The organism is Billgrantia aerodenitrificans, from assembly GCF_021404405.1.
In the GTDB taxonomy this organism is placed as follows: Bacteria; Pseudomonadota; Gammaproteobacteria; order Pseudomonadales; family Halomonadaceae; genus Halomonas; species Halomonas aerodenitrificans.
Genome location: NZ_JABFTV010000013.1, coordinates 126,293 through 139,607 on the forward strand (window position 1 = coordinate 126,293; position 13,315 = coordinate 139,607).

Here is a 13,315-nt window from a genome sequence, read left to right on the forward strand (position 1 = left end):
CCGCTGTCAAACTGCGGTCAATGCTTCAGACGTCATCGACGCGAGACAGTTCAGCGTCGAGACGAAAACTTCTTGAAAAACTTCACTCGGTCACCGATTCCCGGGTCCGAGCCGTCTCCACCAGCGGTTGAATATGTTGATCCACCGCCTCACGAGCACGAAAGATCCTCGAGCGCACCGTTCCCACCGGACACTGCATGATGTTGGCGATGTCCTCATAGGAGAGCCCATCGAGCTCGCGCAAGGTGATGGCCGTGCGCAGATCGTCGGGCAGGTTTTCGATGGCCTCGAAAACAGCCGCCTCGAGTTGATCCCGGGCCAGCGACGACTCCGGGGTTTCGATATCGGAAAGCCGTCCGCTATGGTCGAGAATTTCGGCGTCGACGATATCGAGATCGCTGCCTGGCGGGCGGCGCCCCTTCGAGACGAGATGGTTCTTGGCCGTATTGATGGCGATGCGATACATCCAGGTATAGAACGCGCTCTCGGCGCGAAACTTGCCAAGAGCACGATAGGCTTTGATGAAAGCTTCCTGGGCCACGTCCTGCACTTCGGCGTGGTCCTGAACGTAGCGACCGATCAAGCCGATGATCTTGTGCTGATACTTCTTCACCAGCAGGTCGAAGGCACGCGTATCGCCATTTTGCGCACGCTCCACGAGCTGCTGATCGGTTTCCCGGTTGCCCATTCATGCCCCCCCCGACAGGGCAGCGCCCCGAGGCGGGATGCGGGAGTAAAGCGTCGTTGAATAATCTGCTTGCATGGTTTCAACCTGGAGCCCGTTGGCCGCTGAATGTCCCTGGACGTCGTCGTCCGTCCCGACAAGTGTTCCTGTTTCTTGGCCGCGCATCAAGCCGGCCGCCATGCTGCCGGCGCTGAGACCCCTCGGGCAGCTTCGGGTTCCGTTCCGATTGCCGATTATTCCCTCGGCGGGTGTATAGTAGTTCATCTTCTTGCCTTCAACGCATCACGACACAGGTAGCAACATGTCAGATCAGCAGGTCAGCAACCTCAACGTCCTTTCCCAGGACGTACTGATCACTCCCGAAGCCCTCAAGAACGAGATCCCCCTCGGTGACATCGCCGAGAGAACGGTGATCGAGGGACGCCGGACCATTCAGAACATTCTCGACGGCAGCGACCCGCGCCTGCTCGTGGTGGTCGGCCCCTGCTCGATCCACGACGTCGACGCTGCCCTGGACTATGCGCGTCGCCTGCGCCGCCTGGCCGACGAGGTGAAGGACAGCCTGTTCATCGTGATGCGCGTCTATTTCGAGAAGCCGCGTACCACCGTCGGCTGGAAGGGCCTGATCAACGACCCGCATCTCAACGGCTCCTTCGAGATCGAGGAAGGCCTGCACATCGCCCGCCGGCTGCTGGTGGAGCTCTCCGAGCTCGGCCTGCCGCTGGCCACCGAGGCGCTGGACCCGATCTCGCCGCAGTACTTGCAGGACTGCATCAGCTGGTCGGCCATCGGCGCGCGCACCACCGAATCCCAGACCCACCGCGAGATGTCCTCGGGCCTCTCCAGCCCGGTGGGCTTCAAGAACGGCACCGACGGCAGCCTCGACGTGGCCATCAATGCCCTGCAGTCGGTCTCGCATCCGCACAACTTCCTCGGCATCAACCAGAGCGGCCAGGTGGCGATCATCCGCACCCGCGGCAATGCCTACGCCCACGTGGTGCTGCGCGGCGGTAACGGCAAGCCCAACTACGACAGCGTCAGCGTGGCGCTGGCCGAGCAGGAGCTGAAGAAGGCCGGCATCAAGCCCAACATCATGATCGACTGCTCCCACGCCAACTCCAACAAGGACCCGGCGCTGCAGCCGCTGGTGCTGGACAACGTCACCAACCAGATCCTCGAGGGCAACCGCTCGATCATGGGGCTGATGGTGGAGTCCAATATCGGCTGGGGCAGCCAGAAGATCCTAGACGACCACAGCCAGATGCAGTACGGCGTTTCCGTCACCGATGCCTGCATCGACTGGGCCACCACCGAGGAGACCATGACGCGCATGGCGAGCAAGCTGAGCACGGTGCTAGCGGAGCGACGCCAGGGCTGACAGCCGCGACACAAGCAGCACGACAGAGAAGGGCTCGCACTGCGGGCCCTTCTCGTTGGGGCCCTAGCCGTCGATCTCTCTCCTGAACGGCGGCAGCGCATCGAGCAATGCCTGTCCGTAGCGCCGCGTGAGCACGCGCCGGTCGAGCAGCGTGATGCGTCCCTGATCGGCCTCCTTGCGAATCAGACGGCCACAGGCCTGCACCAGTTTGATCGAGGCATCGGGCACGCTGATGCGCATGAAGGGATTGCCACCCCGGCTCTCGATCCATTCGGCCAAGGTCGCACCCACCGGGTCGTCGGGCACGGCGAACGGCAGCCGCGTGATCACCACATGGGTCAGATAGTCGCCGGGCAGATCGATGCCCTCGGCGAAGCTCGCCAGACCGAAGATCACGCTGCCCTCGCCGCCATCCACCCGCGCCCGATGCCGCTCGATGAGCTCGCGCTTGGGCAAGCGGTCCTGTGCCAATACCCGCTCGCGCCACTTCGCCGGTAGCACCTTTTCCACCGCGCGCAGCTGCGCTCGCGACGAGAACAGCATCAGCACGGCCTCCTTGTCGCCCAGCCCGCTGACGAAATCGACGATGGCCCGCTCGTGGGCATCGCGGTCGCCGGGGTCCACGGCCTGGCGCGGCACACTGAGCACCGCTCGGGAGTAATCGAAGGGGCTCGGCAGGCGCTGGTAGCGGTAGCGGTTGGCCAGCCCGGCACGCTCCTGCAGGCGCTCGAAGCGGCCCAGGGCGGTCAGCGTGGCCGAGGTCACCACCGCACCGAAGCAGCTGCCCCACAGGCTCTTGGCCAGAGTCGGTGCCGCCGACACGGGACTCGCCGAGAACACCAGCTCGGGTTCGCTGCCGAAGCGCTCCAGCGTCAGCCAGCGCGCTCTCGGCGCCTCGCCTTCCATGTCGGTTTCGGCGTATGACTCCCACAGCCCGTGGGCCTCCAGCGCGCGACCGTGCAACAGCGCCAGCAGCGGCAGCCACGCCTCGGCCTGCTCGCGTTCGAGCCCGGTGTGCTTGTCGGGGTCGAGACTCTCACGCAGGATGTCGCTCATGGTTTCCAGCGTGCGCGAGAGTTCGGCGAAGCCCACCAGCAGGCTGCCGGCATGCTCGCGCAGGGCCTCGGGAACGCGTCCCATCTCGAAGCGAAACTGATGATTCTCCTCATCTTCCGCGAGCCCATGCTGCCGCCCGGCCAGCTGATGGCCCAGGGAATAGGCCTCACCCAGACGCGGCTCCAGCGCGGCGATGGTTTCCGGCAGCCCGGCGAGCAACCGCGCCAGGGTCGGTTGTATCGCCAGCGCCTGGTTGAGCTCGGTCAGCGACTTCTTCAGATTGCCCAGCCAGCGCAGCGTGCCATTGATGCCTACGCGGTGGGCAAAGTGGTTCAACGCCTTGTCCGGTAGGTGGTGGCCTTCGTCGAAGACGTAGATGCAGTCGCCGGGTGGCGGCAACACCACGCCGCCGCCCAGCGACAGGTCGGCCAGTACCAGATCGTGGTTGGCGACGATGATGTCGGCACTCTCGAGGTCGCGGCGGGCACGGAAGAAGGCGCAGGCGGCGAAATGGCCGCAGCGGCGATTGGTGCACTGGCGATGGTCAATGGTCAGCCTCCGCCAGTCGCCGTCGTCGATGGCCACGGGCCAGCTCTCGCGATCCCCTTCCCAGCGACCGCTGCCGTAGGCATCGGCCATTTCCTGCACCAGCGCCTGGAAATGATCGCCGGCACCCTGGGCCAGGCTCTGCTCGAACAGCGACAGGGTGGGGTTGTCCTCGACGCCGTCGAGGGCCTGTTCCAGGCGCGTCAGGCAGAGGTAGCGACCGCGCCCCTTGGCCAGGGCGTAGTCGAAGTCGAGGCCGCTGTGGGCCTTGAGAGTAGGCAGGTCCTGCAGCAGCACCTGCTCCTGCAGGGCAATGGTGGCCGTGGCCACCACCAGGCGCTTGCCCTTGGCCTTGGCCACCGGCAGCGCCGCCAGCAGGTAGGCCAGGGTCTTGCCGGTGCCAGTGCCCGCTTCGAGCACGCAGACGTGCTCGTCGGAAAGCCGCCGGCCGGCGTCGTCGGCCTCGATGCCGCCCAGCGTGCGGGCGATCTCGGCGATCATCAGCCGCTGGCCGTAGCGTGGCGTCAGCCCCTGGGCCTCCAGCACGCGACGGTAGGCGGCCTGTATCTCACCCTTGAGGGCCTCGTCGAGCATGGCCTCACTCTCTAGAGAACTTGGGAGGAACAGCTTCGAGCAAACCGGAGCTCAGCGACTGCCAGGGAGCCCTTGGCGGCGAATCCGGGGCCGTCGACAGGTTTACGAGGAGGCGCTGTGAACCCATCCCTGGGCGCTACTTTTGCCCTGCGGCGCTCTCGCATCCTGCTCCGCTTGCAGGGCCGGTGCTGGCCATCCATGGCCAGCCCGTTCGGAGCAGTGCTCCTCACCCATGGCAAAAGACCTCCTCTTCAACCTGTCCCCGGCCCTGTGCAGCAAGGCAGCATGCCGTTACAGCAGCCCCTCGGGCGGGTGCTCGCAGGGCAGCTTGTCCTGGATGTAGCGCTCGATTTCCGGCAGCGAGAAGGCGTCCTCCTCGCCGACGAAGCTGATCGACACCCCGGTGGCCCCGGCACGGCCGGTACGGCCGATACGATGGACGTAATCCTCCGGATCCTCCGGCAGGGTGTAGTTGATCACGTGGCTGACATCCTCGATGTGGATGCCGCGGCCGGCCACGTCGGTGGCCACCAACACCTGCACCTCGCCCTCGCGGAAGCGCTCCAGGGTCTTGATGCGCTGATTCTGCGGCACGTCGCCGGAGAGCATGGCCACGTTGATGTCGGCCTTCTTGAGCAGACTCTCGAGCTTGCGCACCAGGTCGCGACGGTTGCCGAACACCATCACCCGGTCGAAGCTCTCCTGCTTGAGCAGGTTGATCAGCAGGCGCTGCTTGTCGTCATCGCTGACCATATAGACGCGCTGATCGATGTTGGCCTTGTTGTCTACCGTGACCTCGATCTCGACGTGGGTCGGCTGATGGGTCCACTGGCTGGCCAGGTTAAGGATATCTTCGGAGAAGGTGGCCGAGAAGAGGAAAGTCTGACGCTCTTCCTTCTTCGGCGTATGGCGAATGATGCGTTTGACGTCGGGAATGAAGCCCATCGACAGCATGCGATCGGCCTCGTCGAGCACCAGGATCTCGACCTGGGTGAGATCGACGTCGCGCTTCTCGTGGAAGTCGAGCAGACGACCTGGCGTGGCGACCAGGAGGTCGAGCTTCTTGCCCAGGTGCTCGCGCTGTTTCTGGTAGTCCATGCCGCCGACTACGCTGGCCACGTTGAGATCGGTGAAACGCGCCAGGGCTTTGGCGTCCTTCTCGATCTGCAGCGCCAGCTCACGAGTCGGCGCCACGATCAGCGCACGCGGCGCACCGGGCTTCTGCCCATTCGGCGCCTCTTCCTCGAGGAAGTAGGCCAGGATCGAGATCAGGAAGGCGGCGGTCTTGCCGGTGCCGGTCTGGGCCTTGCCCACCACATCGCCACCCAGCAGGGTATGGGCCAGCGCTTCGGCCTGGATCGGCGTGCAGTACTCGAAGCCCAGGGCGTGGATGGCGCGCATCAGCGGCAGCGGTAGATCGAAGTCGTGAAAGCGCCACTTGCCCGCCACGGCAGGCACCTGAAACTGGCGCAGGTCCCAGTTGGACTGGCTGCGGCGCGGCTTGCGACGACGACGCTTGGGCTTGCGGTTCTCGGCCGGGGCTGTGGTCTGTTCCGACTCGCTCATAGGCTGTATGTCTTGTCCGTAGCAATGGGGTGAACTTCGTACAGCCGCATATTGTACCAGCCTATGGCGAGGAGGGCGCGCCTCTTGCATCGGACTGGTAGAATGCCCACTCATGCAGCTCTTGAAGATTAGGAGTCCGGCCAATGACACGCCGCAAAAAGACCCGCTCGCTGGCCGACAAGGTGACCATCCGCACCGGCAAGCGCAAGGACTACAAGAAGTGGCGCCACGAAAACCCCGACCAGGTGACCTCGTCGCGCCGTTTCACCCAGAAGAAGCGCCAGCAGCGCAAGCTGCAGGCGGCACGCAAGCTGGCCCGCCAGAAACAGGGCGCCAGCATCGCCATCCACCCCACCCCCGCCTCAGAACAGAGTGCAACGACTCGCGAGGAGCATGACGAGTGACACGCCTTGTCTCGTTCAACATCAACGGCCTGCGCGCCCGGCTGCACCAGCTCGAGGCGCTGATCGAAGCCCACCAGCCGCTGGTGATCGGCCTGCAGGAAACCAAGGTGCATGACGACGAGTTTCCCCGCGAGGCGGTCGAGGCGATGGGCTATCACGTCCACTACCACGGCCAGAAGGGCCACTACGGCGTTGCGCTCATGTGCCACAAGACGCTCTGCCCAAACGGGCCGGAAGAGGTCTTCTTCGGCCTGCCCGGCGACGGCGAGGAGTCCCAGCGCCGCCTGATCGGTGTGCGCCTGCGCACCGCCGACGGCGAGGCGCTGACCGTATGGAACGGCTACTTCCCTCAGGGCGAGAACGTCGATCACCCCACCAAGTTTCCCAACAAGCGCGAGTTCTACGCACAGCTGATCGCGCTGCTGCGGGAGCGGCATCGCCCCGACGAGCGGCTGGTGGTGATGGGGGATTTCAACATCTCCCCCGAGGACATCGACATCGGCATCGGCGAGGACAACCGCAAGCGCTGGCTGCGCGAGGGCAAGACCAGCTTTCAGCCCATCGAGCGCGAGTGGCTCGGCACGCTCAAGGCATGGGGACTCAGGGACAGCTATCGGGTACGTTATCCAGAGGTGGACGACCGCTTCAGCTGGTTCGACTATCGCTCCCGCGGTTTCGAACGCGAGCCCAGGCGCGGCCTGCGCATCGACTATATCCTGGTCACGGCACCGCTGGCCGAGCGCGTGCGCGATGCCGGCATCGACTACGACCTGCGCGGCATGGAGCGCCCTTCCGACCACGCCCCGGTGTGGACCGAGTTCGAACCCTGAGCCGTTCCTGACCCACTAGCTCTCGGCTTGCTAGCGAGTCGAGAGCCAGTGCGGATCGACTTCCGCCCCACGGCGCTGGGCTTGCTGCATGGCCTCCTTCGCCAGCTCGAGCCGCCCCCAGCCATTGGCCAGCAGCGCCAGGCGCTGCCAGTCATCGCCTTTCTCGCTGCGCTGTGCCACCTCGCGCCAGGCCGCGAGCGCCCGTTCTCGATCGCGGGCCTGCTCCCAGGCGCGAGCCAGCAGGCGCCGGTTATCCAGGGTATCGGGCAGCGCCTCATCGTCCAACGCCGCTTCGAGATGCTCCGCGGCTCGGGCCGGTGTACCGGCGATCAGATGCAATTCGATGCGCTGACGCAGGTCCGCCTCGTTGCGCAACACCCCCAGGCGCCAGCCGGCTTCCCAGATGGCCGCAGCGCGCTGGGTATCGCCCAACCCCTGAGCCAGTGCCGTCGCCCGTCGCCAGGCCTCGGGCGGAGCCTCGGCCCCCAGGGCAGTCTCCAGCCTTGCCAGGGCCTCTTCGCCGCGCCCGGCGTGCTGGAACACGCTGGCAGCCAGCATCTGACGTCGCTCATCGGGAGCGGGGTCGTCCGCCAGCGCACGCTCGACCCAACCCGCGGCATCTTCCCAACGCTCCAACTCTGCCAGAGCACGGGCCAGGCGCCAGCTGTCATCGGTACTGCCGTCGTGGCGTTCATGCCAGTCGAGCCACAGCGCCACCGCCTCTTCGGTCTGCCCTGCCGCCAGACGCAGGCGTGCCTCTTCGCGAAGCCAGCGATCACGCTGACGCGTCGGCGCCTCCTGCACCCGGCGTGCCTGACGCAGCTGATCGGCAGCAGATTCGCTGCGCCCCATACCGGCTTCGGCCCCCGCCGCCAGCTGGCGGTACAGCGCACCGGCCCAGCGGTCGGCGGCATTGCCGCCTTCCAAACGCTGGGCCTGCGAGCGTGCGCGCTCGGCGACTCTGTCATGCTCACCCTGCTGCAGCTGACGCTGGAGCTGTTCCAAGTCAGCGATGACGTCGCCTGGAAGTGCCGGCGCATCGGCATGGGCAACGGCGGTCAGCAGCAGGCCGGCACAGGCGATCAGGCGAATTGCAGCGCACATCCTCATGGCCTCACCTCAGTTGGAACTCGAGACGTTGCCGCGCCCGACGCACGCCGCTAGCCGGCTCGAACTGCCAGCGCGCCACGGCCTGCTCGGCGGCAGAATCGAAGACGTTACGCGGCTGCGACTCGACCACACGAATGGACGAACGATCGACGCTACCGTCGGGACGGATCAGGAACTGCAGCTCCACATGCCCTTCCAGCCCTCGACGCTGGGCGCGGGATGGATATTCCGGCGGCACGCGGCTGGTCGGCGCTATTTCACCCACATCCACCGGGCCCGACTCGGCAGGCGCCGCCTGCTCGGTGGTCGGCCCCTCCTGCGCAGCACTGGGCGCTGCCGCAGGCGGGCTCGGAGCAGGTGCTGGTTCGGGAGCCGGCTGTGGCGCCGGTTCGGGCTGGGGTCGCGGCTCCGGCCTCGGCTCAGGCGGCGGTTCAGGCTGCACCTCGGCAAGCTCGGGCAGGGTGGTGTCGAGTTCCACCGTCTCCTGCGGCTCTGGCGGCAACTCCGGCTCCGGCATGGCAATCGAGCTCTCCAGTGGCGGCAGCGGCTCCGGCTGCGGCGGTGGAGTGGCCTCTACCTGCGGGGGCGGCGGCTCGGCACTGGACTCGACCGTCTCCTCCTGCACCGGCTCCGGCGCCTCGACCATGCTCATGGTCATGCTGACGTCGACCACGTCGAACTCCTCCTCCGGAGGTGTCACCAGCAGCGCCAGCAGCCAGAACAGCAGCAGCGCCAGCGCCACGCCGCCCAGCGAAGAAAAAGGGATGCGCGTCACGACCGACTCCGGCTGGCGGCGACGGCCACCTGCTCCACGCCGGCCTCGCGAATGCGGTCCATCACTTCGATCAGCAGCCCGGTGGTGGAGTCGCGATCGGCCTGGATCACCACCGAGCCGTCTTCGCTCACCAACCCAGCCACCTCGTTACCCACGCGGTGCAGGTCGACGGCACGACCATCGACCCATACCGCCCCTTCGGGTGTGATGGCTACCATCACCTGTGCATCGGGTCGCGGCGTGGCGGCGCTGGATTCGGGTCGCTCGATCTCCACTCCGCTCTCCTTGATGAAGCTGGTGGTGACGATGAAGAAGATCAGCATGATGAAGACAACGTCCAGCATCGGGGTCAGGTTGACCTCGCTGGCCTCGCTGTCATCGGCGCCAACTCGGCGTCTACGCATCGGTATCCTCCACGGCGCGGGCCAGGCGGTCGTGCAGCCGCTGGTCCTCGCGTCGAATGATCTGCTCGAGGCGGCTGGTGAACAGCAGCCCCACTACCGCCACGGCCATGCCGGTCAAAGTCGGCAGGGTTGCGCGGGCCACGCCATCGGCCATGGCGCGGGCCTGACTGGTATCGGTCATCGCCAGGCTGTCGAACACGGCGATCATACCGGTCACGGTGCCCAGCAAACCGAGCAGCGGGCACAGCGCCACCAGCAGCTTGAGCCACGGCAGCGGACGGCGCAGGCGTCCGATCAGCTCGCGCGCCCAGACCTCGCGCAGGGTCAGGGCACTCCAGCTCAGGTGATCCTGACGCGCCGCCCAGCGTGCGATAAGGGCACGCCTGGCCCGGCGATAGGTGAGGCGGAAATACCACACCCGCTCCAACGCCAGGCTGAACAGCACCATCGCTACCAGGGCAATCACCACCAGCACCGAGCCGCCGGCCTCGACCAGGCGCTCCAACGGCTCAAGGCCCCCTATCTCAAGCCAAGGCGGCATCGCGACGCGCGCTCCCGGTGACGCCATCGGGCCCTTGCGGGCGATGTTCGAGCTGCTCGGCCAGGGCCGCACTGGCCTGCCCCTCGACCAGACCCGCCAGATGGCGGCTGCGACCGGCAAGGGCGGTGTATGCAAACAGCAGCGGCACGGCGGTGATCAGCCCCAGCACTGTCGTCACCAGTGCCTGGCTGATACCGCCCGCCATCAGTTGCGGGTCGCCGGTGCCGAACACGGTGATGGCCTGGAAGGTGACGATCATGCCGGTGACGGTGCCAAGTAATCCCAGCAGCGGCGCCACCGCCGCCAGCAATTTGACCAACGGCTGGCCACGCTCCAGGCGCGGCAGCTCGGCTAGCACCGCTTCGTCGAGGCGAGCCTCCAGCGCTTCCGGCACGGGATCGTCGTGCAGCGCACGGAAGCGCTGCAGCACGCGGCCGAGCGGGTTGTCCTCGCGCAGCGTGGTGAGGTCACGCAGCTGGCGACGCATGGCCAGCGTCACCCGCAACAGGTAGGCGTACTGAAGCAGCGCGACCAGCAGGCCGAGAGCGCCGAGCCCCACCACCACGTAGCCGACTGCTCCACCCTGGTGGAAACGCTCGATCAGGCTCGGACGTTGGGCCAACGCCGAGATGACCTGCCCACGGGTAGGATCGAGCGCCAGCAAGCGCGACTCTCCGCCATGAAAAGCTGCCAGGCTGGTAACCACTTCCCGCGGCGTGCGCTCGATCACCAACAGCGTCTGGCCATCGGCGCCACGACGCAACAACTCTCCCTCGGTGAAGGCAGCAAAATCCCCCAGTCGCACCACATCTCTTGGCGCAAGCTCACCGCTGACCGACGCCACCGGCGCCTCGAAGCGGACCACTCGAGCGGTATCGGCGGTCAGCGCCACCAGACGGTCGGCGAACACTTCGAGGTGCTCGAGCTCGAGAACCTCGGCATCGTCGAGCCGCGGCGGCAACGCCGCGCCCCCTACCGTCAACCAGCTATCGGCCAGATCGTCACGCAGCTCGCCGCTGTGGCGGGCAAGCGAGGCCAGCACGGCTTCGAGATCGTTGCCCTGCTCCTGCTGGCGGGCTTCGAGCTCGGCCTGTCGCTCGCCCAGCACCTGGGCCTCGGCCTGCAGCTCGGCGTGGCGAGCTTCCGCCTGATCGTGGGCAGCACGCGCCTCCTCAAGGGCGGCCTGCAGGGCGCTGCGGTCCTCGAGAAGCTCGGCCAGTCGCGCCCGGTCCCGGGCTTCGGCGGCTTCACGCTCGGCGCGCAGGGTAGTCAGCGGCTCGGACTGAGCCATGACCGGGGCTGTCAGAAAAATGGCGATAAGCAACCCCGCCGTGAGAGAAACCGAATAGCGCAGCGCCTTCATGCGTCATCCTCCCGACTCTGTTCGACCGGCTGCGTGATCGGCAGCGTGAGCAGCTCAGGCGAACGGCGATCCCGGGCGATGCGCAGACCATTGCGCACTTCTCGACGCTCAGCCTCATCGAGCGGTGCCCAACTGCCGCTGTCGGCACGCCAGACTCGGCCTGCGCGGCCGTCAGGAGTCAGGTAATAGAAGCCCACGCGCCCAAGACGCAGGTAATCCACCTCGCGGCGCGAGTCGCCCTCGCCGAGATAACCGCGCCAGGCATCGACCTCACGGCCGTAATCCAGCTCGGCACGCCACGCAGAGACAATCCGCTCCCAGCGCTCGGCACTGGATAGCTCATCGCCCTGGGAGCGCAGGCTAGCAACCCGCGCCAGCCGCTCTTCACGCAGGAACGGCATGTCGCCATCGACCCACTGCTCGAGTCGCTCGATCAAGCGCTCCTGCAGCACGGGCAAGGCCTCGCGGGTTTCCGCCAAGGTATCGAGTGCCGCCTCACGGCGATCCAGTGTCTCGGCCAAGCGCTCGTTGCGCGGTGCGAGTTCGGCGTTCTCCCGCGTCAGACGACGCTCGGCACGCTCGAGCTCGCGCAGCTCCTCAAGCATGGCACGGGCTTCGTCATCTGCGGCGTCGATGCTCGCCTGAAGCTCGGCCTGGCTACGCTGGGCCTCACGCGACTCCTGGTACAGCTCGGGGTCGGCGGACGCCGAGGCGGCCAAACCCAGCCAGAGTATTGCCCCCCAGAGGCATGGATGGCGAAACGGTCTCACGATTTGACTCCCGGCAAGAAACTCGTTGAACAGGCAATCCGCCCTGTGAACAGGCCAAGACGATGCCATAAATGATAACCGTTATCAATGGAATCGACGCATCGCGTGCTCATCATCGCAGATAAATAATAATACTTATCATTGAGATTGTGGGGACAAACGCTATACTGCCCTCATCCATCCCCCCACATCAGGACTGGCACTGTCGCGCCCATGCCATTGCATACTCATGCCGCTATCGCTGCCTCGGCTTGCCATGGCAACCACCACCCAGCCAATCTCTGCACCATATGCGGATCGATGGCATGACGTTGGCCACCGCCGTCTGCCAGCACACCTCCCGCGACCTCCGGACCTATGGGGAGCGCTACGGGATCGACTACCGTTTTCCCACGCAACCTCCGGCTGCGGCTGGGCAGGCCGTACTTCGCGGACGCATCCTCGAGCTTGCCCCGGCGACCGGCATGCAGTTGGTGGCCTCGGACATCGAAGTGCTGCAGCGCTACGACTCCTGCTCGCACCGCCCTGCCCCGCTGTCGATCATCGTCATGCTGGAAGGAAGGGCGAAGATCGGTCTAGGTGAGCAGCGCCTTGCGTTCACCACCGGCATGGCCCTCAGCGTGCGCCTGGACGAACGCAACGGCCTTCAGGCGATGCAGCTTCCCAACCAGCGCATCCGCGCCCTGACCCTGGCACTGGATGCGCCGCGCCTGGCCGCAACACTGGGCGGCAAGTCGCTTAGGCCAGGCTCGAGCCTGCACTGCTGGCAATTACCCCCAGGCCTGAGACAACAGCTGGAGCAGGCTCTGGATTCCCCACTTTCCGCTACAGCTGCACGCCTACAATGGCAAGGTCTGGCGCTTCAGCTGTTGGCCCACGGCCTGCCACCAGAGCTGGACGCATCCTCCGCCCGGCTTTCTCCCGGGGAGTGGCAGCGCCTGGAGCGTGTCCGCGAACAGCTGCAAAGCTGCCCGGCACGCTCGCACAGCCTGTCAGCGCTGGCCGAACTGGCCGCCATGAGCCCCGCCACTCTGCGTCGCAAGTTCCAGGCGGTATACGGCTGCTCCGTCTTCGATTTTCTGCGCGAACGGCGTCTCGAACTCGCCCGCGAACTATTGCTGCAAGGCCACGGTATCGAGCGCGCCGCTCAGTGTGCTGGCTATCGACATGCCAGCAACTTCACCACGGCCTTCCGCCAACGCTACGGTTACGCACCAAGTTCTCTGCGCGGTGCAGGTTGAGCGCCGCGCAGAGAAAACTGAGCATGCGACAAAGGACGACAACATCCTGGGC

Annotated in this window: 13 protein-coding genes; 4 read left to right on the forward strand and 9 right to left on the reverse strand. The window is 66.0% G+C overall.

Features of this window, described 5'->3' with window-relative positions; translation table 11 throughout:
* Window positions 1-82: 82 nt before the first annotated feature.
* Window positions 83-688 (reverse strand): RNA polymerase sigma factor RpoE, encoded by a 606-nt coding sequence (gene rpoE, locus HOP59_RS21055; protein ID WP_010628026.1) that lies wholly within the window; start codon window positions 686-688, stop codon window positions 83-85.
* A gap of 298 nt (window positions 689-986) precedes the next feature.
* On the opposite strand from rpoE, the gene HOP59_RS21060 reads away from it, so the two are divergent.
* Complete coding sequence (locus tag HOP59_RS21060; RefSeq protein WP_234255486.1) at window positions 987-2,063, forward strand: 3-deoxy-7-phosphoheptulonate synthase; 1,077 nt, start codon at window positions 987-989, stop codon at window positions 2,061-2,063.
* 63 nt (window positions 2,064-2,126) lie between these two features.
* Here HOP59_RS21060 and dinG read toward each other — a convergent pair whose 3' ends face one another.
* Window positions 2,127-4,259, reverse strand: a complete 2,133-nt coding sequence (dinG, locus tag HOP59_RS21065) for an ATP-dependent DNA helicase DinG (RefSeq protein ID WP_010628024.1) — start codon at window positions 4,257-4,259, stop codon at window positions 2,127-2,129.
* A gap of 291 nt (window positions 4,260-4,550) precedes the next feature.
* On the reverse strand, window positions 4,551-5,825 hold the full coding sequence (rhlB, locus tag HOP59_RS21070) for an ATP-dependent RNA helicase RhlB (protein ID WP_234255487.1): 1,275 nt from the start codon (window positions 5,823-5,825) through the stop codon (window positions 4,551-4,553).
* 143 nt (window positions 5,826-5,968) lie between these two features.
* Between rhlB and HOP59_RS21075 the strand changes: the two genes are divergently transcribed.
* On the forward strand, window positions 5,969-6,229 hold the full coding sequence (locus HOP59_RS21075; protein ID WP_234255488.1) for a hypothetical protein: 261 nt from the start codon (window positions 5,969-5,971) through the stop codon (window positions 6,227-6,229).
* Window positions 6,226-7,059: an exodeoxyribonuclease III gene (gene xthA, locus HOP59_RS21080; protein WP_234255489.1), complete on the forward strand. Its 834-nt coding sequence runs from the start codon at window positions 6,226-6,228 to the stop codon at window positions 7,057-7,059. The genes HOP59_RS21075 and xthA overlap by 4 nt, the downstream gene beginning before the upstream one ends.
* 30 nt (window positions 7,060-7,089) lie before the next feature.
* Here the strand turns inward: xthA and HOP59_RS21085 are convergent, their stop codons facing one another.
* From HOP59_RS21085 to HOP59_RS21110, 6 genes are read right to left on the reverse strand one after another with little or no spacing between them, the layout of a single operon-like run.
* Window positions 7,090-8,163 (reverse strand): tetratricopeptide repeat protein, encoded by a 1,074-nt coding sequence (locus HOP59_RS21085; RefSeq protein ID WP_234255490.1) that lies wholly within the window; start codon window positions 8,161-8,163, stop codon window positions 7,090-7,092.
* Between the two features lie 10 nt (window positions 8,164-8,173).
* On the reverse strand, window positions 8,174-8,944 hold the full coding sequence (locus tag HOP59_RS21090) for an energy transducer TonB (RefSeq protein ID WP_234255491.1): 771 nt from the start codon (window positions 8,942-8,944) through the stop codon (window positions 8,174-8,176).
* Window positions 8,941-9,348 (reverse strand): ExbD/TolR family protein, encoded by a 408-nt coding sequence (locus tag HOP59_RS21095; RefSeq protein ID WP_010628018.1) that lies wholly within the window; start codon window positions 9,346-9,348, stop codon window positions 8,941-8,943. Before HOP59_RS21095 ends, HOP59_RS21090 begins: the two co-directional genes overlap by 4 nt.
* Window positions 9,341-9,889: a MotA/TolQ/ExbB proton channel family protein gene (locus HOP59_RS21100; RefSeq protein WP_035590926.1), complete on the reverse strand. Its 549-nt coding sequence runs from the start codon at window positions 9,887-9,889 to the stop codon at window positions 9,341-9,343. Before HOP59_RS21100 ends, HOP59_RS21095 begins: the two co-directional genes overlap by 8 nt.
* Complete coding sequence (locus HOP59_RS21105; protein WP_234255492.1) at window positions 9,873-11,252, reverse strand: MotA/TolQ/ExbB proton channel family protein; 1,380 nt, start codon at window positions 11,250-11,252, stop codon at window positions 9,873-9,875. The genes HOP59_RS21100 and HOP59_RS21105 overlap by 17 nt, the downstream gene beginning before the upstream one ends.
* A complete protein-coding gene (locus HOP59_RS21110; RefSeq protein ID WP_234255493.1) occupies window positions 11,249-12,022 on the reverse strand; it encodes a DUF3450 domain-containing protein in 774 nt (257 codons plus the stop codon). The genes HOP59_RS21105 and HOP59_RS21110 overlap by 4 nt, the downstream gene beginning before the upstream one ends.
* 305 nt (window positions 12,023-12,327) lie before the next feature.
* Here HOP59_RS21110 and HOP59_RS21115 point away from each other — a divergent pair, with 305 nt between their 5' ends.
* Window positions 12,328-13,263 (forward strand): helix-turn-helix transcriptional regulator, encoded by a 936-nt coding sequence (locus HOP59_RS21115; protein WP_234255494.1) that lies wholly within the window; start codon window positions 12,328-12,330, stop codon window positions 13,261-13,263.
* Window positions 13,264-13,315: the final 52 nt, after the last annotated feature.